This is a genomic window from Streptomyces marianii (genome assembly GCF_005795905.1).
In the GTDB taxonomy this organism is placed as follows: Bacteria; Actinomycetota; Actinomycetes; order Streptomycetales; family Streptomycetaceae; genus Streptomyces; species Streptomyces marianii.
On record NZ_VAWE01000001.1, the window covers coordinates 6,255,224 to 6,275,337 of the forward strand.

16 protein-coding genes and 1 pseudogene are annotated in these 20,114 nt (G+C 72.1%); 9 read left to right on the forward strand and 8 right to left on the reverse strand.

The features are described from left to right. Nucleotides 1-37: 37 nt before the first annotated feature. Nucleotides 38-646 carry a hypothetical protein gene (locus tag FEF34_RS28465; protein ID WP_138055704.1) on the reverse strand — a complete coding sequence of 203 codons (609 nt, stop codon included), beginning with the start codon at nt 644-646 and terminating at the stop codon, nt 38-40. Between the two features lie 102 nt (nt 647-748). On the opposite strand from FEF34_RS28465, the gene npdG reads away from it, so the two are divergent. The 4 genes and pseudogenes from npdG to FEF34_RS28485 all read left to right on the forward strand — a co-directional run bounded on the left by npdG (nt 749) and on the right by FEF34_RS28485 (nt 4,562). Further along, on the forward strand, nt 749-1,459 hold the full coding sequence (npdG, locus tag FEF34_RS28470; protein WP_138055705.1) for an NADPH-dependent F420 reductase: 711 nt from the start codon (nt 749-751) through the stop codon (nt 1,457-1,459). 100 nt (nt 1,460-1,559) lie between these two features. Then, on the forward strand, nt 1,560-1,739 hold the full coding sequence (locus tag FEF34_RS28475) for a hypothetical protein (protein WP_138055706.1): 180 nt from the start codon (nt 1,560-1,562) through the stop codon (nt 1,737-1,739). Nucleotides 1,740-2,144: 405 nt separating this feature from the next. Then, nucleotides 2,145-3,317: an IS701 family transposase gene (locus tag FEF34_RS28480; RefSeq protein WP_138057454.1), complete on the forward strand. Its 1,173-nt coding sequence runs from the start codon at nt 2,145-2,147 to the stop codon at nt 3,315-3,317. 247 nt (nt 3,318-3,564) lie between these two features. After that, nucleotides 3,565-4,562 (forward strand): annotated as a pseudogene (locus tag FEF34_RS28485) (IS5 family transposase). Between the two features lie 19 nt (nt 4,563-4,581). Here FEF34_RS28485 and FEF34_RS28490 read toward each other — a convergent pair. The 4 genes from FEF34_RS28490 to panB all read right to left on the reverse strand — a co-directional run bounded on the left by FEF34_RS28490 (nt 4,582) and on the right by panB (nt 9,208). Next, nucleotides 4,582-5,388 (reverse strand): site-2 protease family protein, encoded by an 807-nt coding sequence (locus FEF34_RS28490; protein ID WP_138055707.1) that lies wholly within the window; start codon nt 5,386-5,388, stop codon nt 4,582-4,584. Between the two features lie 539 nt (nt 5,389-5,927). Beyond that, complete coding sequence (locus tag FEF34_RS28495) at nt 5,928-6,746, reverse strand: ABC transporter permease (protein WP_138055708.1); 819 nt, start codon at nt 6,744-6,746, stop codon at nt 5,928-5,930. After that, nucleotides 6,743-7,738: an ATP-binding cassette domain-containing protein gene (locus tag FEF34_RS28500; protein WP_138055709.1), complete on the reverse strand. Its 996-nt coding sequence runs from the start codon at nt 7,736-7,738 to the stop codon at nt 6,743-6,745. The genes FEF34_RS28495 and FEF34_RS28500 overlap by 4 nt, the downstream gene beginning before the upstream one ends. Nucleotides 7,739-8,341: 603 nt before the next feature. Then, complete coding sequence (panB, locus tag FEF34_RS28505) at nt 8,342-9,208, reverse strand: 3-methyl-2-oxobutanoate hydroxymethyltransferase (RefSeq protein WP_138055710.1); 867 nt, start codon at nt 9,206-9,208, stop codon at nt 8,342-8,344. 184 nt (nt 9,209-9,392) lie between these two features. On the opposite strand from panB, the gene FEF34_RS28510 reads away from it, so the two are divergent. The 3 genes from FEF34_RS28510 (at nt 9,393) to FEF34_RS28520 (ending at nt 13,201) form a co-directional block, all read left to right on the forward strand. Beyond that, nucleotides 9,393-11,009 carry an MFS transporter gene (locus tag FEF34_RS28510; protein WP_171053128.1) on the forward strand — a complete coding sequence of 539 codons (1,617 nt, stop codon included), beginning with the start codon at nt 9,393-9,395 and terminating at the stop codon, nt 11,007-11,009. 110 nt (nt 11,010-11,119) lie between these two features. Then, complete coding sequence (locus FEF34_RS28515) at nt 11,120-11,797, forward strand: TetR/AcrR family transcriptional regulator (protein WP_234042599.1); 678 nt, start codon at nt 11,120-11,122, stop codon at nt 11,795-11,797. Nucleotides 11,798-12,178: 381 nt separating this feature from the next. After that, nucleotides 12,179-13,201 carry an endonuclease/exonuclease/phosphatase family protein gene (locus tag FEF34_RS28520; protein WP_138055711.1) on the forward strand — a complete coding sequence of 341 codons (1,023 nt, stop codon included), beginning with the start codon at nt 12,179-12,181 and terminating at the stop codon, nt 13,199-13,201. 456 nt (nt 13,202-13,657) lie between these two features. Here the strand turns inward: FEF34_RS28520 and FEF34_RS28525 are convergent, their stop codons facing one another. Further along, on the reverse strand, nt 13,658-15,418 hold the full coding sequence (locus FEF34_RS28525) for an NAD+ synthase (protein WP_171053129.1): 1,761 nt from the start codon (nt 15,416-15,418) through the stop codon (nt 13,658-13,660). A gap of 115 nt (nt 15,419-15,533) precedes the next feature. Beyond that, on the reverse strand, nt 15,534-17,273 hold the full coding sequence (locus FEF34_RS28530; protein WP_138055712.1) for a multicopper oxidase family protein: 1,740 nt from the start codon (nt 17,271-17,273) through the stop codon (nt 15,534-15,536). A gap of 93 nt (nt 17,274-17,366) precedes the next feature. Between FEF34_RS28530 and FEF34_RS28535 the strand changes: the two genes are divergently transcribed. Further along, entirely contained in the window at nt 17,367-18,083 is a 717-nt protein-coding gene (locus FEF34_RS28535; RefSeq protein WP_138055713.1) for a DUF998 domain-containing protein, read from the forward strand. Then, on the forward strand, nt 18,080-18,925 hold the full coding sequence (locus FEF34_RS28540; RefSeq protein WP_138055714.1) for an alpha/beta fold hydrolase: 846 nt from the start codon (nt 18,080-18,082) through the stop codon (nt 18,923-18,925). Before FEF34_RS28535 ends, FEF34_RS28540 begins: the two co-directional genes overlap by 4 nt. Nucleotides 18,926-19,326: 401 nt before the next feature. Here FEF34_RS28540 and FEF34_RS28545 read toward each other — a convergent pair whose 3' ends face one another. Continuing rightward, a complete protein-coding gene (locus FEF34_RS28545) occupies nt 19,327-19,746 on the reverse strand; it encodes a CBS domain-containing protein (RefSeq protein WP_138055715.1) in 420 nt (139 codons plus the stop codon). Nucleotides 19,747-20,114 lie beyond the last annotated feature (368 nt).

The window sequence follows — 20,114 nt, forward strand, 5'->3', positions numbered from 1 at the left end:
ATGTTCGGCGGGGCGGCGCGGGCGCGGCAACCGAATTTCACCACCGAGCCGGCGGGGGCGCCGTGAGGTGGTCGGCCAGCCGGGCGAGGCGGTCGCGCAAGGGCCTGCGGCCGCGCGGGCCCGGCGACGGCAGGACGTTCTCGCCGGCCGCCGCGCTCATGAGGTGCTGCACCGTGTCCAGGTCGACCTCCGCCGTTCCCGGGACCGTCAGCGCCTCGTGCGCCAGCCCGGCGACCTCCGGGTCGCCGGCGTCCAGCGAGAGCACCGTCGCCCCGGAGCGCCGGGCGTCGTGGACACGCTCCAGCAGCCCTTCGTCCGGCCGTTGCGGCGCCACCACCAGCAGTGTCTCCCCGCGCCCGGCCGCCGCCACCCGGCCCAGGCCGACGGCGAGGTGCGCCGGGTCCCCCGGCCGCACCCGGTGGCGTACGAGGGTGGGCGCCAGCTCGGGCTGCCCCGACCAGGCCGCCTCGTCCACGAGATGCGCGGCGAGGTGCCACGGCTCGTACTCGGCCGTTCCCACCAGCAGCAGTCCGCCGCCCTGGGGGACGACCGAGGAGCGCAGGGTGCCCGCGAACCTGCGGGCCGCCGCGGGCCACTCGGTCCCGGCGAGGACTTCCCTCAAGAGCGCGACGCGTACGGCATCCATGGGCGGGCATCCTGCCCCACCGGCGTGCCCGCCGCCCCCGGTTCCGCTGCGGTCCATCCGTACGGGACGGGCCGCCCTGCTACCTGCGAGTAAGGTCGGATCATGACTTCACAAGACAACGCCAGCGCACCGAAGCCCGCCGCCAGGGACCCGTGGGACCTCCCCGACGTCTCGGGTCTCGTCGTCGGCGTCCTCGGCGGCACGGGGGACCAGGGCCGCGGCCTCGCCTACCGGCTCGCCCGCGCGGGGCAGAAGGTGATCATCGGTTCCCGGGTAGCCGAGCGTGCCGGGACCGCGGCCCGGGAGCTGGGCCTCGGCATCGAGGGCGCGGAGAACGCCGAGTGCGCCCGGCGGAGCGATGTGGTGATCGTGGCCGTGCCGTGGGACGGGCACGCCAAGACCCTGGAGGCGCTGCGCTCCGAGCTCGCCGGGAAGCTGGTCGTCGACTGCGTGAACCCGCTCGGCTTCGACAAGAAGGGCGCTTACGCGCTCAAGCCGGCCGAGGGCAGCGCCGCCGAGCAGGCCGCGGCCCTGCTGCCGGAGTCCCGGGTGACCGCCGCGTTCCACCACCTCTCCGCGGTGCTGCTCCAGGACGAGTCGATCGAGGAGATCGACACGGACGTGATGGTGCTGGGCGAGGACCGCGCCGACACGGACCTGGTGCAGGCCCTCGCGGGCCGTATCCCCGGTATGCGCGGGGTCTTCTCCGGCCGGCTGCGCAACGCCCACCAGGTCGAGTCGCTGGTCGCCAACCTGATCTCCGTGAACCGGCGCTACAAGGCGCACGCGGGTCTGCGCGTGACCGACGTCTGAGAAGCGGTACCGGCCCGGACGTGGTGCCGCGTCGCCGGCGCCGTGGGGGCATGGGGGACACTGGTCCGGAACACCCGTGACCGGACAGGAGCCGACCCCCATGCCCCGCCTCGCCCTCTTCGCCCTCATCATCTGCGTTCTCGCCGTCGCCGCGGCGGTCGTCTCGTTCGTCGAGGGCAGCTGGCTGGGGATCGTGTGGGTGCTACTGGCCGGTGTGTCGTCGAACATGGCGATCTACTACATCCGCCGCGGCAAGGAGCGGACGACGCCGACCTCCTGACCCGCACGCGGCCGGCGTACGGCATCCCGCGGCGGACCGTGTGCCTGCCTGCCGCCGCGGGCGACGGCGAGCCGCTGCCGGCCGGTCGCGACGGGGCAGACCGTGCGCCCGCCGCACTGGGACGTGCTGCCGAGAGTCCCTCCTGGCCCGCGACGCCTGGCACGCACTCCCCCGTGGCCTTCGGGCACGGCAGGTGCCTCCACGCCTCGTTGTCGGAGTCATCCGGGTACGTCCAGTACGAGGACGATCCTCGCGCCTTGCGATCGCACGTACCAGACGCCGCGCGCCGGTCCCCCGGGGATTGCGGGACTAGTACTACAGGGCTAGATCTTGATCATGGGGTGATGGGAGGCTCTGCCTGTGGCCACGACACAGCCCCATGATCAAGATTCTTCGTCGGACGCAGTGAGCCCTGCCGATTTAGCCGTCTGGGACCGCGAGTTCGCCGCGCTGGGTGAGCGGATAACCCCCCTGTTCTACCGCCCGGAATCCCAAGGGCACGCCCTTCAGTACTTACGTGGGCTCCTCTCCCCGTTGCAGCGCAAGAACGGCTGGACCATGGCTGAGTTCGCCGGCGAGAAGGAGCCCAAAGCACTCCAGCGGTTCTTGAACCTCACCCCGTGGAGCGCGGCTCTGATGCGGGACCTGGTCTGCGACTACGCCATGGAACGCTTCGCGGATCCCCGGGGCGTGCTGATCGCCGACCCCACCGGCTTCGCGAAGAAGGGCACCAAATCCGCCGGGGTCCAGCGGCAGTATTCCGGCACCCTCGGACGTGTCGACAATTGCCAGATCGGGTCGTTCCTGGCCTACGCCAACCGTCGTGGCGACCGTGTACTGATCGACCGGGAGCTCTACCTGCCCAAGGATTCCTGGGCCGTCGACTTCGAACGCCGCCGGGAGGCGGGGATCCCGGACGAGGTGGTCTTCCGCACCCGTCCGCAGCAGGTCCAGGCCATGATCGAGCGCGCCGTGGCGGCCGGGGTGCCGTTTTCGTGGTTCGTTGCGGACGAGGAGTTCGGCCAGAACAGGATTCTGCGCAGGTATCTGGAAGCAGAGGACATTGCCTACTGCATGGCCGTTCCGAAATCTACCGACGTGAACACCGCGGGCATCTCCACCAACCCCGACACTCCGACCCGGTTGGACAACCTGGCATCACACCTGCGGCCGGGGGACTTCTCCCGGCGTGCCTGCGGGATCGGAGCCAAAGGGTTCCGCACCTACGACTGGGCGGTAATCGCCGGGCGGGACGGGCGCCAGTACGTAGTACGCCGCTCCATCGCGGATGGGGAGCTCGCCTACTTCCACTGCTACAACCCGCGCGGGGAATCACTGTCGGAACTGGTGGCGGTCATAGGACTGCGCTGGCCGGTCGAGGAGTGTTTCGAGGCGGCCAAGCAGCAGGCCGGGCTGGACAACTACCAGGTACGCAAATACGACGCCTGGTATCGCCATATCACCCTGTCCATGCTGGCGTTGGCGTTCCTGGCCGCGATGGCCCGAACCCCGCAAAAGGGGGCTCTTCGAACCTGGGCGGCGGGCGCGGGCCGCGAACGCGGCGGCTCGCGGCCCTGACCGTCGCCGAGGTCCGGCGCCTGTTCAACCTGATCGGCCTGACTCGCATCGCCATTGACCAGGGACTTCGCTGGTCGATCTGGCGGCGCGCGCATCAAGCGGAGGCGCGACGGCACCATTTCAGAAGGCGGCTACAGCTTCAGATGATCAAGATCTAGCCCTGTAGTACTAGGGCGTGTTCTGGGTTGAGATCACGAGCTCGGTCATTCCCGCTCCAGGAGGGTGCCGGTTGCGATAGACCGGTCGCGTGACTCGTGGCGATCTGACCGATGCCGAGTGGGGGTTGGTCGAGCCGCACCTGCCGCTGGGTGCGTTCGGACCGATCCCTGACCTGCGCAGCTACTTCAACGCGGTGATGTGGCGGTTCCGCACCGGCTGCCCCTGGCGAGATGTGCCGGAGAGCTACGGCTCCTGGTCGACGATCTACGACAGGTTCCGGATGTGGGTGCGTGAGGGGGTCTTTCAGGCCCTCATGGACGCGATGATCGCCGAGGCGGCGGCCCGCGACGATGTAGATCTCAGCCTGGTCAGCGTGGACTCGACTGTTGCCCGCGCGCATCACCACGCGGCGGGCATGGTCGTCGCCCCGGAACTCCTCGAGGACCTGGAGAAGGCCGTGGCGGAGGAAAAGGGGCTGCAGCAAAGGGACAAAACAACCCCGTAGGCGAGCAACCCGCGGACATGGAGGACTCCGGGCGGGAACAGCGCCGCGCCGTGCGCCGACGCCGCAGGGCCCGGCTGCGGGCCGCCGAACTGGGCCGCTCCCGGGGCGGGCTGACCAGCAAGGTCCACCTCGCCGTCGAGCGGCGGTGCCGCCCGCTGTCCATCATCCTCACCCCCGGCCAGGCCGCGGACAGTCCGCGCTTCATCCCGGTCCTCAAGAAGATCAAGGTGCGTGTCCCGGTCGGCCGCCCCAGGACCCGGCCGGACGCGGTCGCTGGCGACAAGGCGTACTCCTCCCGCGCCAACCGCGCCCACCTGCGCAGACGCAACATTAAGGCGGTGATCCCGGAGAAGGCCGACCAGACCGCCAACCGCAAGAAGAAGGGACGCTCCGGCGGACGCCCGGTCAGCCACGACGCCGCGCTCTACAAAGATCGCAACACCGTCGAGCGCGCCATCAACAAGTTCAAGGAATGGCGGGGGCTGGCCACTCGCTACGACAAGACGCCCGAGAGCTATGCCGCCGGGCTCCACTTGCGCGGATCCATCCTCTGGTTACGCAGCCTGCCAGCCCTCCCGTGATCTCAACTCAGAACACGCCCTAGCGGTCGAGCAGCGCCGTGCACTCCGGGTACTGCTCGGTCCAGAAGCGGTACAGGTCCTGGCCGCAGGCGACCTCCGTCCGTGACACCCCGAGCCCGTCCATCAGGGCGAAGATCGCGTCGAAGAACGCGTGGTTCACCTCGGGGATGAAGAGGACGGCGAACACCGCCAGCAGCCCGAACGGCGCGAAGGGCTCCACCTGACGGCGGAAGCCGTACGACAGCCAGGGCTCGATCACCCCGTACCCGTCCAGGCCCGGAACGGGCAGGAAGTTCAGGATCGCCGCAGTGACCTGCAGCAGCGCCAGGAAAGCCAGGGCGAATCGGAAGCCGAGGGGTACGCCCTCGAGGGCGCCGAGCCAGAACGGCGCCGTGCAGACGACCGCGAACAGGACGTTCGTCAGCGGGCCCGCCGCGGAGATCAGGCTGTGCTTCCAGCGCCCCTTGATCCGGTGCCGCTCGATGAAGACCGCACCGCCGGGCAGGCCGATACCGCCCATGATCACGAAGAGGACGGGCAGTACGATGCTCAGCACCGCGTGCGTGTACTTCAGCGGGTTGAGCGTCAGATAACCCTTGGCACCGACCGTGAGGTCCCCGCCGTGCAGGGCGGTGCGGGCGTGCGCGTACTCGTGCAGACAGAGCGACACGATCCACGCGGCCGTCACGAACAGGAACACCGCGACGCCCGGGCTGTCCGCGAAGTCCGTCCAGACCGCCCAGCCCGTCACCGCCATGATCGCGGCGATGCCGAGGAAGACGGGCGAGACCGCCCGGTCGCTGGAGCGGGTGGTGGCCGAGGTCATCGAGGGCGCTCCCGGGGCGTGATCGGCGGCTACGTGCATGGCTGGTTCTCGGTCGGCCGTGATCGGCGGATCCGCAGGCCGAATGCCGACCGTACAGGCGGCATGGCCAGAACGTCCCGGGCGGGGCGGGAGTTCCGCCGCGCTGCCGGAACCCGGCGGGGAGCGGCGCGGACGTCGCGGAGAACGGGCGGGCGGGCTTCGGCGACGGTGGCGCCGTACCTGTCCGCGGTCCAACTGCTCACCGCGGCCGAGGCACGGGCGGGACCCGGTCCGGAGCAGGTGCGGGGATGCCGCACGGCTGCCCGGCGTGTACGAGCAGGCGAAGCGGCCGGGCGTGTCGCGGTCAGCACCCTGGAGCGGGAGAGCCATGACCGTACGGACGGGAGAGCCATGACCGTACGGACGGGAGAGCCACGACCGTGCGGAGCGGACCGTCCGCGCCCTGCTCGGCGCCGCGGAGTTCACGGCCCGGCGCGCCGGGGGCGGCGTCCTCATCCGGGAGAGAGGGCGCCGCCCGCGCACGACCGGAGCCGGGAGTTTCAGGACTTCGTCCGGAACTTCCTGATCGCCACCGGGGCCATCACCGCGGTGATCACCGCCGACCAGATCAGCGTCACCCACACGTCATGGGCCACCGGGCCGCCGTTCATCAGCCCGCGGGCCGCGTCGGCCAGCGACGACAGCGGGTTGTGGTCGGTGAAGGCCCGCAGCCAGCCGGGCATGGAGTCGGTCGGGGCGAAGATCGAGGAACCGAACTGCAGCGGCATCAGCACCAGGAACCCCATTCCCTGGATGGTCTGGGCGTTCTTCATCGTCACGCCCATGGTGAGGAAGATCCACATGATCGAGGAGCCGAAGACCAGCGACAGTCCGACTGCCGCCAGGAGACCCGGTACGTCGTTCACGGACAGACCGAGCAGGAAGCCGACCGTCAACAGGATCGCCGTGGCGACCAGCATCCGGCCGATCTCGACGACGATCTTGGCGATCAGCACGGAGGAGCGGGCGATCGGCAGGGACCGGAAGCGGTCCATCACACCGCTTCGGAAGTCCTGGCTGAAGCCGGTGCCGACGCCCATCGCGATGTTCATGCCCATCATCGCCATCAGCCCGGGGACGACGTAGTCGACGTAGGCGTCGTGGTTGCCCTTGCCGGCGATCGCGCCGCCGAAGACGAACACGAACAGCAGGGTGAGCACGATCGGCATCAGCACCGCGTCCATCATGGACTCCGGGTCCTGCCGGATCCACAGCAGATTGCGGCGGACCAGCGCACCGATGTGCCGGAGACTGCCGCGCGGACCGATCCGCCCGTCGTCGGCGGCGGCTGCGGGAACGGTTGCCGTGGCGGCGCTCATGCCGCGACCTCCTGGGGGAGCGCGTCGGTGACGGAGGCGGTCCGCCGGCCGGTGATGGCCAGGAAGACCTCGTCCAGGCTGGGCAGTTCGGTCCCGATGTCGGAGAGGGCGAAACCCCGGGAGCCCAGCAGGCCCACGACGGCGGTCAGTTGCTCGTCGCTGAGGATCGGGATGTGGAGCACGCCCTCGTCCGGGACGGCCTGGACGCCGGCGACACCGTCGAGGCCCGCCTCGCGCACCGCCGACGCCATCGCGGCCAGCTGCGCCGCGTCGGCCGGCCGGATCCGCAGGGTGCGTCCGCCGACCTTCGCCTTCAGCTCGGCGACCCCGCCCTCGGCGATGACCCGGCCCCGGTCGACGACCGTCAGCGCGTGCGCCAGCTGCTCGGCCTCCTCCATGTACTGGGTGGTGAGCAGGACGGTGACGCCCTCGGCGACCATCCGCTGCACCTCGTCCCACACCTCGTTGCGGGTCCGCGGATCCAGCCCCGTCGTGGGCTCGTCCAGGAACAGCACGGCGGGCCGGCCGATCATCGAGGCGGCCAGGTCGAGCCGCCGGCGCATTCCGCCGGAGTAGGTGGCGGCCGGGCGCTTCGCGGCGTCCGTGAGCGAGAACCGTTCCAGCAGTTCGTCCGACCGGCGCCGGGCGTCCTTGCGGGACAGATCGAGCAGCCGCCCGATCAGGTACAGGTTCTCCCGGCCGGACAGCTTCTCGTCCACGGAGGCGTACTGGCCGGTCAGGCCGATCGCGCGGCGGAGCTGCCGGGGCCGGCGCACCACGTCGTGGCCGGCGACCGTGGCGCGTCCGGCGTCCGGGGTGATCAGAGTCGAGAGGCAGCGGACCAGCGTGGTCTTGCCGGCGCCGTTGGGCCCGAGGACACCGAGGACGGTGCCCTCCCGGACATCGAGGTCCACCCCGTCCAGCGCCTTCGTCCCGCCGTAGTGTTTGACGAGGCCCCGTACCTCGACGGCGTTCTTGTCGGTTCGCGTCATGACGCCATCGTCCCGACCGCCGCCGACATATCGCCGACAGGCCGCCGACACGCGGCCCGGTGCCAGGACCGGCGGCCCTCGTCGTGGCGAGAGCAGCACCGAGCCATCGCCGGGAAGCGGCACATGTCAGGCGGGGCGGGGCTCTTCGCACGGCCGGAGGCGAGGGCCGGCTACCGCGCCGGGCGCGTGTTCTCCCGGGCGACACCTGCTCATGGTGGCGACGGCTGCCGGGCTCGCTTCGCTGCGCAGGGCCGACGCGCTTCTGTTCGCCATCGTGAGGTACGCCGGCGCCGGCTTCCCGACCCGGATCGCCCGGGCGTGGTCCGGGCGGCGTGGGCGCCGTGGCGACGCCGTGGCGAGAGAGACGGGGGACGCCCGTGGCCATCCCTGACCCGCCGGCGGCACCCCTGGCGTCCGCCGGGGGCTCGTGGCGGAGCTCTTCGGCGTGTCGTCGCTCTCGGCAGCCGCCCTGGGCCGGCCCCGGCCGCATCGGGAAAGGAGGCAGCCCGCCGACGGGGGAAGATCGGCGGGCTGCCGTGGTGCCGCAGTGGATCGAGAGGTACGGGTGGTGACGGTACGGGCGCCGGCGCCCGGCCGCGGCGGTCAGTGGAAGGTGTGCTCCTCGGCAGGGAACGCACCGCCGGCGACGTCCTCGGCGAACGCCTTCGCCGCGTCGCCCAGCGTCTGCCGCAGATTCGCGTACTGCCTGGTGAAGCGCGGCACCTTGCCGCCCGTCAGCCCGGCCATGTCCGTCCAGACGAGGACCTGAGCGTCCGTGTCCGGGCCGGCGCCGATACCGATGGTCGGGATGTGCAGCGAACGGGTGACCTCGGCCGCGAGCTCCGCGGGTACGAGTTCGAGGACGACGGCGAACGCGCCCGCGTCCTGGGCCGCCTTGGCGTCGCTCAGCAGCCGGTGGGCCGCCTCGTCCCCGCGGCCCTGCACGCGGTACCCCATCGTGTTGACCGACTGCGGGGTCAGACCCAGGTGGGACATGACCGGGATGCCCGCCTGCACCAGCATCTCGGTCTGCGGCAGGGAGCGCTCCCCGCCCTCCAGCTTGACGGCGCCGACCCCGGCCTCCTTGACCAGCCGGGTAGCCGAGCGCAGCGCCTGGACGGGACCCTCCTGGTACGAGCCGAAGGGGAGGTCGCCGACGATCAGGGCGCGCCTGGTGCCCCGTACGACGGCCGCGGACAGCAGCGTCATCTCGTCCATCGTGACGGGCACGGTGGAGTCGTAGCCGAGGTGACAGTTGCCCATCGAGTCGCCGACCAGCATCACCGGGATGCCGGCCTCGTCGAAGACGGACGCCGTCATGGCGTCGTAGGCGGTGAGCATGGGCCACTTCTCGCCGCGCTCCTTGGCGGCGGCGATGTCGTGGACGGAGATGCGGCGAGTGCCCTTGCCGCCGTACAGCGCCTTGCCGCTGCTGTCGGCGGGCCGCGTCTGGGCAGCCTGAAGCGTCATGGTGAACGGCTCCTTCGTCATCTCGAGGCGCCCTGACGGCGTCCCCGGACCGCGTCCATGGTGGCATCCCCGCGCCCGCCGCGTGAAGTGCCCCCGTTCACACTGCCGCGAAGTTGGCCGGTCCCGACACCAACGGCCCAGCATTTCTATACGAGACGGTGCCGTATAGAAATACGCTGCGATCATGTCCACACCGCCGGGCGCACCCCCCGCCCCACCCCGGGTTCCGGAAGCCGTTCACCGACGCCGCTGGCTCATTCTCGCCGTTCTGATGTTCACCGTGCTCATCATGGTGCTGGACCACTCGGTCCTCAACGTGGCGGTCAAGACCATCGCCTCCCCGGCGCCCGTGGGTATCGGCGCCACACAGGGGGAGCTGGAATGGGCCATCAACTCCTACACCCTCGTCTTCGCCGCCCTGCTGTTCACGGCCGGTCTGATCGGCGACCGCGCGGGCCGCAGGAGGACCCTGCTGTTCGGCATGGCCGTGTTCGGCATCGGCTCGGCGCTGGCCGCGTTCTCCGGCTCGTCCGGCGAGCTCATCGCCTACCGCGCGGTGATGGGCCTCGGCGCCGCGTTCGTGATGCCGGCGACCCTCGCCGTCCTCATGAACGTCTTCGAACGGGACGAGCAGCCCAAGGCCATCGGCATCTGGGCGGGCGGCGTGGGCATCGCCATCGCCCTCGGTCCGCTCACGGGCGGGCTGCTGCTGGAACACTTCTGGTGGGGTTCGATCTTCCTGGTGAACGTGCCGGTGGTGGTCGTCGGCTTCGTCGCGATGGCCCTGCTCGTCCCCGACTCCCGGGACCCCGAACCCGGCCGGATCGACCCCGTCGGCGTGCTGCTGTCCATCGTCGGGCTCGTCCTGCTCGTCTACGGGATCATCCACGGCGGTGAACTCGCCTCGCTCTCCGACCGGTCCGTGCTGCTGCCCCTGGTCGGCGGGCTCACCGTGCTGGCGGTGTTCGTGGTGTACGAGCACCGCATCGACCACCCGGCACTGGACTTCTCGTACTTCAGGAATCCCGCGTTCTCCGCCGCGATCACCGCGACCGCTCTCGCCTTCCTCTCGATGATGGGCGTCGCGTTCTTCTCGGTGTTCTACCTCCAGAGCGTGCTCGGCCACAGCCCGCTGCAGGCCGGTCTGCTGGTGCTGCCGCTCGCGGTGGCCCAGTCGCTGTCCGCACCGCGCGCCCGGCTGGCCGTCGCCCGGTTCGGGGCCAAGGCGACCTGCACGGCCGGAATGATGATGATCTCGACCGGGCTCGCCTGCTTCGCCTTCTTCGACACCTCGACCCCGCTGTGGGCGCTGGAGCTCGCCTTCTTCGTGCAGGGCGCCGGCATGGGGCACGTCATGTCGCCCGTCACGGTCACGGTCATGCAGGCGCTGCCGAGGGAGAAGGCGGGCGTGGCCTCCGCGATCAACAACACCTTCCGGCAGGTCGGCGGGGCGCTGGGCGTGGCCGTTCTCGGCTCCCTGCTGTCGGCCGCGTACCGGGGCGGGATCGAGAGCACCCTGGAGCGCGCCCCCGGCGTCCCGGACGAGGCGAAGCACGCGGCGGGCGAGTCGCTGGAGGCGACACTGGCCGTCGCCGAACGGCTCGGCCCCGCCGGACAGCTCCTGATCGCGCCCGCGCACCAGGCGTTCCTCGTCGCCATGCACCTGGCGGCGCTGTGCGCGGCGACGGTGACGCTCATCGGCGCGGTCGTCGTGGCCATGTATCTCCCCGGCCGGCGGAAGCCCGCGGACGCACCGGCCCTGCCGGACGAGCGCCCGGCGGCGGGGGTGGCCCGGGTATGACCGGGGTCCGCGAGAATCGAGGCACACGCCGAGGGGCGGACCGGGAGACGCGACGAGGCGCACCTCACGCAAGGGCGCCACGGGGAGGGCGGGGCGGAGTGGAGGCGGCTGTGGCGAGCGGGACCGGAGCGACACGGGGCACGGGTACGGCAACGGGCGGGCGCCCGGGTGCCGCGAGCGCCGCCGGGGCAGGCGCGAGCGCTCCTCGGCGCGGCCGGCCCCGCAGCGAGGCGGCGGAGCGCTCGATCCGCGAGGCGGTGGTGACCCTGCTGGAGGAGGGACTGCCGCTGGGCGACATCTCCATCGAGCGCATCGCCCGTACGGCCGGGGTCGGCAAGGCCACCATCTACCGGCGCTGGGCCGACAAGGAGGAGTTGTTCGTCGACGTCCTGCGGGACATCGAGCCGCCGGATCCCGCGATGCCCGGCACCTCCGCCCGTGACGACCTCGTCGTCATGCTGGAGTCGGTCCGCCTCCGCGGCCTCGCCCAGCGCTCGTCCGCACTGCTGCACAACGTGCGCGCCCAGATGAAGAGCCACCCCAGGCTGTGGGACGCGTATGTCGCGACCGTCATCGACCCGCGCCGGGCGACCGTGCTGGAGATCCTGCGCCGCGGCGTCGCCCGCGGCGAGATCCGCGACGACCTGGACATCGACCTGCTCAACGACCTCCTGGTCGGCCCGATGCTCGTGCGTGCCGTGATGCGTCCCGAGGCCCCGCTGCCCGGCGACCTCGCGGAGCGCATGGTCACGGCGGTGCTGGAGGGCCTCGGGCCGTCGTCGTCCTGACCGTCCGGCAGGAGGCCGGCGCGACCGTGCGGCGGTGGCCGTACCGATCGTCCGAACCTCGGCGCGACCGTGCGGCGTTGTAGTACCGATCGTCCGCCTCGCCGCCTCGCCGCCTCGCCGCCCGGCCGTCCCGGCCGTCCCGCCGTCCCGGCCGTCCCGGCCGTCCCGCCGTCCCGGCCGTTCCGCCTTCGCCGGGCCCGTCCGGCCTCCCCGCCGCACGGCCAATATGCGCGTTCTGTCACAGCCGCGCCGTCGCGGACCTTGATCGGAACCCGTCGCGGCGCCCGGCCGTCCTCGAACCCGTACGGCAGAAACACACCCGGTATCGCCTAGGGTCGTGGCGGGCGAGGTGTGCAGGGCAAGGCAGTGAGGACTATGCACATGCGGCAGGCATACATGACGGAATCGGGACACGGCAGCGCGGAGGACCCCCGCCCCGGTTCCCGGATCCGGGCCCTGCTCGACCGTTTGCGGAGAGATCCGGGGATCTGGCGGCGCGGTGTCGTCCTCGCGGTCGTCGCGGCGGCCACCGGCCTGCTGATGGTCCTCCACGCGCAGATCCCCAACAGGATCGGCAACGTGGGCAGTCTCACCGAGACGTTCCTGCCCTGGCTGGGGCTCCTGGTGCCGGTGCTGCTGGTCCTCGCGCTCCTGCGGCGATCGGCGACGGCGCTGGTCGCGCTGCTCGTCCCGGCGATCGTGTGGCTGAACCTCTTCGGCGGACTGCTCACGGACAAGTCGGGCGGCGGGGAGGTCCTCACCGTCGCCACCCACAACGTGAACGCCGAGAACACCGACCCGGAGGGCACCGCCCGCGAGGTCGCCGCCTCGGGCGCCGACGTCGTCGCCCTGGAGGAACTGACGGGCGACGCGGTCCCGGCGTACGAGAAGGCGCTGGCGTCCCAGTACCGCTACCACTCCGTCCAGGGCACGGTCGGGCTGTGGAGCAAGTACCCGATGAGCGACACCCGGCCCGTCGACATCCAGCTGGGCTGGGTCCGCGCCATGCGCTCCACCGTGGCCACCCCGTCCGGCGACCTTTCGGTGTACGTCGCACACCTGCCGTCGGTGCGGGTCAAGATGAACGCCGGGTTCACCGCCAGCCAGCGGGACACCAGTGCCGACGCGCTCGGCGAGGCGATCGCCCGCGACCCGGTGGGCAGGGTCGTGCTCCTGGGAGACCTCAACGGCACGATGAACGACCGCGCCCTGAACGCGGTCACCTCGCAGATGCGCTCCACACAGGGCGCCGCCGGCGACGGTTTCGGTTTCAGCTGGCCGGCGTCGTTCCCGATGGCCCGGATCGACCAGATCATGGTGAAGGGCGTCGAGCCGGTCTCGTCCTGGACGCTGCCTCGCACGGCCAGCGACCATCTGCCCATAGCGGCCGGTATCCGTCTCTGACCCGGTTCGCCCCGTCTCCCCGGGTCCCGTCTCCCCGGGTCCCGTCTCCCCGGGTCCCGTCTCCCCGGGTCCCGTCTCCCCGGGTCCCGTCTCCCCGGGTCCCGTCTCCCCGGGTCCCGTCTCCCCGGGTCCCGTCTCCCCGGGTCCCGCCTTCCCGGGTCCCGCCTTCCCGGGTCCCGCCTTCCCGGTCCCGGGTCCCGCCTTCCCGGGTCCCGCCTTCCCGGGTCCCGCCTTCCCGGGTCCCGCCTTCCCGGGTCCCGCGTCCCCGGGTCCCGTCTTCCCGCGGTTCCGTCTTCCCGCGGTTCCGTCTTCCCGGGTCCCGCCTTCCCGGGCTCCACCTTTCCGGGTCCCGCCTTTCCGGGTCCCGCGGTGACCGCCCGGGCTGCTCGACCGCACGGCGAAGGGGGCTTCCCACGACGACGTGGGAAGCCCCCTTCGCCACGGACGGGCCGCGCGTCAGCGCGCCGTCATCTCGCGCCAGCGATTCGTGATCGGCAGCCGGCGGTCCTTGCCGAAGCCCTTCGCGGAGATCTTCGTGCCCGGCGGGTACTGCCGCCGCTTGTACTCGGCGGTGTCGACGAGCCGCAGCACCCTCGCCACCAGCTCCTCGTCGTAGCCCGCCGCCACGATCGCGTCCTTGCCCCGGTCGCGGTCGACGTACAGCTCCAGGATCCCGTCGAGCACGTCGTAGTCGGGAAGCGAGTCGGTGTCGACCTGCCCCGGCCGCAGTTCGGCGCTCGGCGGCTTGACGATCGAGTTCTCGGGGATGGGCGCGGTCCTGCCGCGCTCCTCGGCCGCCCGGTTGCGCCACTTCGCCAGCCTGAAGACGGAGGACTTGTACACGTCCTTGATCGGCCCGTACGCGCCGACCGAGTCGCCGTACAGCGTTGAGTAGCCCACCGCCAGCTCGGACTTGTTGCCCGGCGCGAGCACGATGTGGCCCTCCTGGTTGGAGACGGCCATCAGCGTCGTCCCGCGCAGCCGTGACTGGAGGTTCTCCTCCGCCAGACCGGTCAGCGAGAGCGAGCCCATGAAGGCGTCGAACATCGGCTCGATCGACACGGTGCGGAAGTTCAGCCCCGTGCGCCGGGCGAGCTCGGCCGCGTCGTCCCGGGAGTGGTCAGAGGAGTACTTGGACGGCATGGAGAGGCCGTAGACGTTCTCCGCCCCCAACGCGTCGCAGGCGATCGCGGCGACCAGTGCCGAATCGATACCTCCGGAGAGGCCGACGACGACCGAGCGGAAGCCGTTCTTGGCGACGTACGCGCGCAGCCCGACGACCAGGGCCGAGTACACCTCCTCCTCGTCGTCGAGCCGCTGAGCGTACCCGCCCGTCAGCTCCGGCTCCCACGACGGGAGCGGGTCCTCGGAGAGGACGATCCGGTCGACGGTCAGCCCGTCGTCCACCAGGCCCGTCGGGGCGTCGGCGTCCGCGGCCGGGAGGTCGAGGTCCAGGATCACGCTGCCCTCGGCGAACTGCGGTGCGCGCGCGATCACCTCCCCGTCCCGGTCGACGACGATCGAGTCGCCGTCGAAGACGAGCTCGTCCTGGCCGCCGATCATCGCGAGGTACGCGGTGGTGCAGCCGGCCTCCTGGGCGCGCTTGCGGACCAGTTCCAGCCGGGTGTCGTCCTTGTTCCGCTCGTACGGCGAGGCGTTGATCGAGACCAGCAGCCCGGCCCCGGCGGACCGGGCGGCGGGGACCCGGCCGCCGTCCTGCCAGAGGTCCTCGCAGATGGCGAGCGCGACATCGACACCGTGGACGCGGACGACGGGCATGGTGTCGCCCGGCACGAAGTACCGGAACTCGTCGAAGACGCCGTAGTTGGGCAGGTGGTGCTTGGCGAAGGTCAGCGCCACCCGGCCGCCGTGCAGCACGGCCGCGGCGTTCCGCGGGGCGCCGGCGGGCTGGCCGTACCGCGGCTGGGCCTTCTCCGAGCGGTCGAGATAGCCGACGATCACGGGGATCTCCCCGAAGCCCTCGTCGGCGAGACGCACGGCGAGCGCGCGCAGGGCGGCCCGTGACGCCTCGACGAAGGACGACCGGAGGGCCAGGTCCTCTACGGGATAGCCGGTCAGCGCCATCTCGGGGAACGCGATGAGATGCGCCCCCTGCGCGGCGGCGTGCCGGGTCCAGTGCACGATCGACTCGGCGTTGCCGGCGAGGTCGCCGACGGTCGAGTCGATCTGATTCAGGGCGAGGCGAAGTTGAGGCACGCACCCAGTGTAATCGTCTTTCTGACGCGATGTCCCGGCTGTGTGGCGCGCGCCACCCCGGGGGCACCGGGGGCGCCGGTCCCGGGGGAGGGGTGCCTTCTCCCCCGGGCGGGGATCAGTCCTCGTACGCCAGCGTCGTCATCATCCCGGACTCCGAGTGGTAGATGTTGTGGCAGTGGAACATCCACAGCCCCGGATTGTCGGCGTCGAAGTCCGCCACCAGTTTGCGGTGCGGCAGCAGGATCGCCGTGTCCTTGCGGGCGCCCAGCGCGTCGATGCCGGCCAGGGCGAAGGTGTGGCCGTGCAGGTGCATGGGGTGCCACATGTCCGTGGCGTTGATGACCACCAGCCGCACCCGCTCGCCGTACTCGACCCTGTGGAGCACCTCCGGGTCGTACGGCTGCCGGTCGAAGGCCCAGTCGTACCGCTTCATGCCGCCGGTCAGCGTGAACCGGATGAGACGGTCCGGGCGGCGCCGGTCCAGTCTCACCGACTCCTCCGGCCGCAGGCGCGCGGACGACTGCAGCACCCTGCGGTCCAGCTCCGACGGGCGGGTGGACGGCTTGGGCGTGGCCCCGCGGCCCGTCCGGAGCACGGCCATCGCCGAGCCCCGCTTGCCCTCCGCCAGCGCGGTGAAAGGGAACACCCCGTCCTTCGCGGTGACCATCACGTCGTACCGCTCGGCCATGCCCAGCAGCAGCGCGTCGGTCTTGTACGGGTGGACGGGGAAGCCGTCCGAGTGGACGACGGTCATCTCGTGGCCGCCGAGCGCCACCCGGAACGCCGTCTCGCCGCCCGCGTTGATGATCCGCAGCCGGATCCGGTCGCCCGGCTTCGCCTTGAACTCGGTCGGGTCGTCCGCCGTGCGCCCGTTGATCAGGTAGTACGGGTACGCGACATCGCCCGCGTGGCCGCCGAGCAGCTTGCTCACGGCGCCGCTCATCAGCCGGCGCGGGCCCCTGCCGCCACCCGGCCCGGGGGCGTCGCGTCCGGCGTCCGGGTCCTCGGCCCTGGCCGGCCCGTACCCGGCGTCGACCCCGCCGGTCGGCCGGGACCGCGGACGCCCGTCGCGGTCCTCGTCGGCTCCGTCCTCGCGGTCCCGCCCGCGCCGGTCGTCCCCGTCGCCGTGGTGGCCGCCGTCGTGCGCGTTGCCGTGGCCCATGGCGGGCTTGCCCTTGCGGAGCTGCGACAGCACGTCGTCCGGTGTGGACCCGTCCACGCCGTCGATCCAGTCGTCCAGGACGATGACCCACTCGTGGTCGTAGGAGAGCGGCTCCTTCGGGTCCTCCACGATCAGCGGTGCGTACATGCCGCTGTCGATCTGCACGCCGTAGTGGGGGTGGAACCAGTACGTGCCGGCGTGCGGCACGGTGAAGCGGTACGCGAAGGTCCCGCCCGGCTTGACCGCAGGCTGCGTCACGCCCGGCACGCCGTCCATCCTGTTCTCGAGGGCGATGCCGTGCCAGTGCACGGTGGTGGGCACCGGCAGGTGGTTGGCCAGGGTGAGCTCGAGCGTGTCCCCGGCGTTGATCCGCACCTCCTTGCCCGGCAGCCGGTCGTTGTACGTCCACGTCTTGAACGTGCGTCCGCGGCCGATGTCGACCGTGCTGGGCGTGGCCGTGAACGTACGTGTGCGGAGCGGGCTCACGCTGCGGACCGCCGCCGGACCGCTGGCCTTCTTTCCGTCGGCTGGTGGGGACCCCTCGGCCGGGGCACCCGCCGCGCCACGGCCGCCGTCGTCCGACCCGCCGCCGGAGCAGGCGGCGAGCAACCCCGATCCGGCGGCGGCGATCCCGGCACCGAGTACGGCGCGACGGGTGCGAGAGGTCTGACGAGTGTGCTCCTGCCTGGACATGGCCCTCCGGTCGGTCGAACATGCGCGCACCTCCCCCGCAGGGGGACGGGCCCCGGGCGGGGCTGAACGCGGCACGACCTAGCATGGGGCACGATGCCCGAAACATCCGGTACATCCAGAACTGTCGCGCTGCTCATCGCACTCGGCTCCCTGCTCTACACCGCATGGGTGCTCGAACTGCTCCTGGCCACCGGCCTCGACCCGGTCCGGGCGTACGTCAGCGAACTCTCGGCGGCGGACCAGCCCTTCGGCGGCCTGTTCCGCGCCACGGACCTCGCCGCCGGGCTGCTCGTCCTCGCCGGGGCGGCCGTCGCCCTGCCGACGCGTCCGAGACGGCCGTGGTCCGTCGCGGGCTGGACCGCCGTCGCCGTGTTCGGCCTGGCGACCGCCCTCGACTCGCGGTTGCCGCTCAGCTGCGCGCCCACCGACGACCCGGAGTGCGCCGCCCTGGAGACGGCGGGCCTCGTCCCGGCCACGCACACCGCGCACGCCGTCAGTTCCGGTCTCGCCATGACGGGCGCGCTCACCGGCATGGTCGCGCTCACGATCGCGGCCCGCCGCTACCACCGGTGGCCCGCGCTGGGCCGGTTCGGGCCGGGTCTCGTCGCCGTCGAACTCGCCGCCACCGCCTGGACGCTGACCGCCGTCGCCGCCTTCGAGGCGGGCCGCGGCATCTGGTGGCTCGGCGCCGGGCAGCGACTCCAGGTGCTGGTCGTGGCAGGGTGGCTGGCGGTACTCGCGCTGTCCGTGGCGCGGGACGGCAGGAGCCGGCCGGGTGCGGGGCGGCCGGGAGCGAGGGGGACGGCGTGACGTTCGTACGGATCGGAGGAGTGCCCCACCACGTGGTGGCCGAGGGCAGCGGACCCGTCTGCGTCCTCAGTGCGGGCCTCGCCATGAGCTGGTTCGACTGGGACCCCGTCGTGCCCCTGCTTGCCCCGTACCGCACGGTCGTCCGCTTCGACCGGCCGGGGCACGGCCTGAGCGGCGCCGCCGTGGTGCCTCCGTCCGCCGCCGGGGAGGCCCACCGCATCGCCGGGATCCTCGACGCCCTCGGGCTCGGCGGACCGCCCGCCACCGTCGTCGGACACTCCATCGCCGGCTTTCACGTGGAGGCCTTCGCCCGGCTCCACCCCTCCCGTACGGCCGGGCTCGTCCTGGTCGACGCCAGCATCGAGGAGAACGCCGGAGTGCCCCGCGCGCCCGCCGTCCGTACGGCCGTGGCACACGGCCTGGGCACGGCGCTGACGGCGGTCGGAGCACCCGCCGCGGTCGGTCCGGCCCTCCGCCGGACCGTGGTCCGGCTGTTCCGCGAAGGCGGCGGTGACCCGGCCCCCGCCACGCTCGTACGCCGCTGCTACGGCACCTCGCGCGTGCTCCAGGGCGCGTTGCTGGAGAACACCCACTACCGCGCGGTCGCTGCCGAACTGCTCGCCCTGCGCACCCGGTTCCCGCTTCCGGACGGCGTGCCCGTGACCGTGCTGGCCGCGTCGGACGGCCGCGGCCGTCGCTCGACGGGGCGCTGGCTGGCACGGCAGCGCGCACTCGCCGCCGAACTCGGCGACGCGCACTTCGAGGCCGTCGAGCCCTCCGGGCACATGGTCATGCTGGACCGCCCGGACGCGGTGGCCCGGGCGGTCCTGAAGCAGGGGTGAGGGGCGACGCCAGGCCGCCGGGCACCGCCGGGTCACCGGCCCGTCGGCGAGCCGGCGCGACGAACTCGCCGGGGGCTGCCGCCGGCGTACCGCCGCATCGGGCGCCGCGAACCGGGGGCGGCCGTTACCGGGGTGGTGGCGGTGTGGCCCGCGGGTTTGCCGTGTGTCCGTGCTCCGGCGTACCGACGTATCGGGCGCCGCGGGTCTGCCGTGTGTCCGTGCTCCGGGGTGGCGGTGTGGCCTGCGGGTTTGCCGTGTGTCCGTGCTCCGGCGTACCGACGCATCGGGCGCCGCGGGTCTGCCGTGTGTCCGTGCTCCGGGGTGGCGGTGTGGCCCGCGGGTCCGCCGCGTACCCGTGCAACTGCGTGGCGCCCCTGCGGCGTACGCCGACCGACGCCGGATCAGGCCCGTGCGTACACCTGCTCGACCCACTGGGCGAGCTGGTCCTCCGACAGGTGCTGCGCCAGGTCCGCCTCGCTGATCATGCCGACGAGGCGCTTGTTCTCGATCACGGGGAGCCGGCGGATCTGGTGCTCCTGCATCTCGTGGAGTACGTCGCCGACGTCCGCGCCCGAGTCGATCCAGCGCGGGGTGCCGCGGGCCATGTCGCCCGCCGTGATCTTCGACGGGTCGTGGCCCATGGCCACGCAGCCGACCACGATGTCGCGGTCGGTCAGAATGCCGCACAGCCGCTCGTCGGCGTCGGCGATGGGCAGCGCGCCCACGTTCAGCTCGCGCATCAACTGCGCGGCACGGTCGAGAGTTTCGTGCGCCGGGATCCACTGGGCCCCGGGATGCATGATGTCCTTGGCGGTCGTCATGGGGTTCGTACCTCCTGGGCGCGGCCCACGCCCCTTGTCCACCCGATGTTCACGCCCGTCGTCCCACGCGGGTGGAGAGCAGTCGTCTGCCGACGGCCCTGCCGACGTCGCGCACCACGGGCCGGGCCTCCCCGGCCGGGACTGTGGGGACTTCTTCGACGTGCACGCCGGCACCCGGGGCGGCGGGCGGCCGGGCAGCTGGTCCCGGCGGACGCCGAGGAAGCCGTCTTCGACCTTACCGCCGACGCCGTGGCGGCGCCCGACGGGACGACCGACCCCGCGGCCCCCCGGCGCCGGGGGGCCGCGGAGGGGTGCGCTTCGGGAGTGCGCGCCCGCGTGGGCGGGTGTCCGCCCGGCCCACGCGGGCG

What these genes read in the sequence shown, in the direction of transcription:
- panB (WP_138055710.1), bottom strand. Translation starts at nt 9,208, where the DNA reads ATGACGCTTCAGGCTGCCCAGACGCGGCCCGCCGACAGCAGCGGCAAG.
- FEF34_RS28495 (WP_138055708.1), bottom strand. Translation starts at nt 6,746, where the DNA reads ATGAGCGCCGCCACGGCAACCGTTCCCGCAGCCGCCGCCGACGACGGG.
- npdG (WP_138055705.1), top strand. Translation starts at nt 749, where the DNA reads ATGACTTCACAAGACAACGCCAGCGCACCGAAGCCCGCCGCCAGGGAC.
- FEF34_RS28535 (WP_138055713.1), top strand. Translation starts at nt 17,367, where the DNA reads ATGCCCGAAACATCCGGTACATCCAGAACTGTCGCGCTGCTCATCGCA.
- FEF34_RS28490 (WP_138055707.1), bottom strand. Translation starts at nt 5,388, where the DNA reads ATGACCTCGGCCACCACCCGCTCCAGCGACCGGGCGGTCTCGCCCGTC.
- FEF34_RS28500 (WP_138055709.1), bottom strand. Translation starts at nt 7,738, where the DNA reads ATGACGCGAACCGACAAGAACGCCGTCGAGGTACGGGGCCTCGTCAAA.
- FEF34_RS28545 (WP_138055715.1), bottom strand. Translation starts at nt 19,746, where the DNA reads ATGACGACCGCCAAGGACATCATGCATCCCGGGGCCCAGTGGATCCCG.
- FEF34_RS28520 (WP_138055711.1), top strand. Translation starts at nt 12,179, where the DNA reads ATGCGGCAGGCATACATGACGGAATCGGGACACGGCAGCGCGGAGGAC.
- FEF34_RS28475 (WP_138055706.1), top strand. Translation starts at nt 1,560, where the DNA reads ATGCCCCGCCTCGCCCTCTTCGCCCTCATCATCTGCGTTCTCGCCGTC.
- FEF34_RS28510 (WP_171053128.1), top strand. Translation starts at nt 9,393, where the DNA reads ATGTCCACACCGCCGGGCGCACCCCCCGCCCCACCCCGGGTTCCGGAA.
- FEF34_RS28530 (WP_138055712.1), bottom strand. Translation starts at nt 17,273, where the DNA reads ATGTCCAGGCAGGAGCACACTCGTCAGACCTCTCGCACCCGTCGCGCC.
- FEF34_RS28465 (WP_138055704.1), bottom strand. Translation starts at nt 646, where the DNA reads ATGGATGCCGTACGCGTCGCGCTCTTGAGGGAAGTCCTCGCCGGGACC.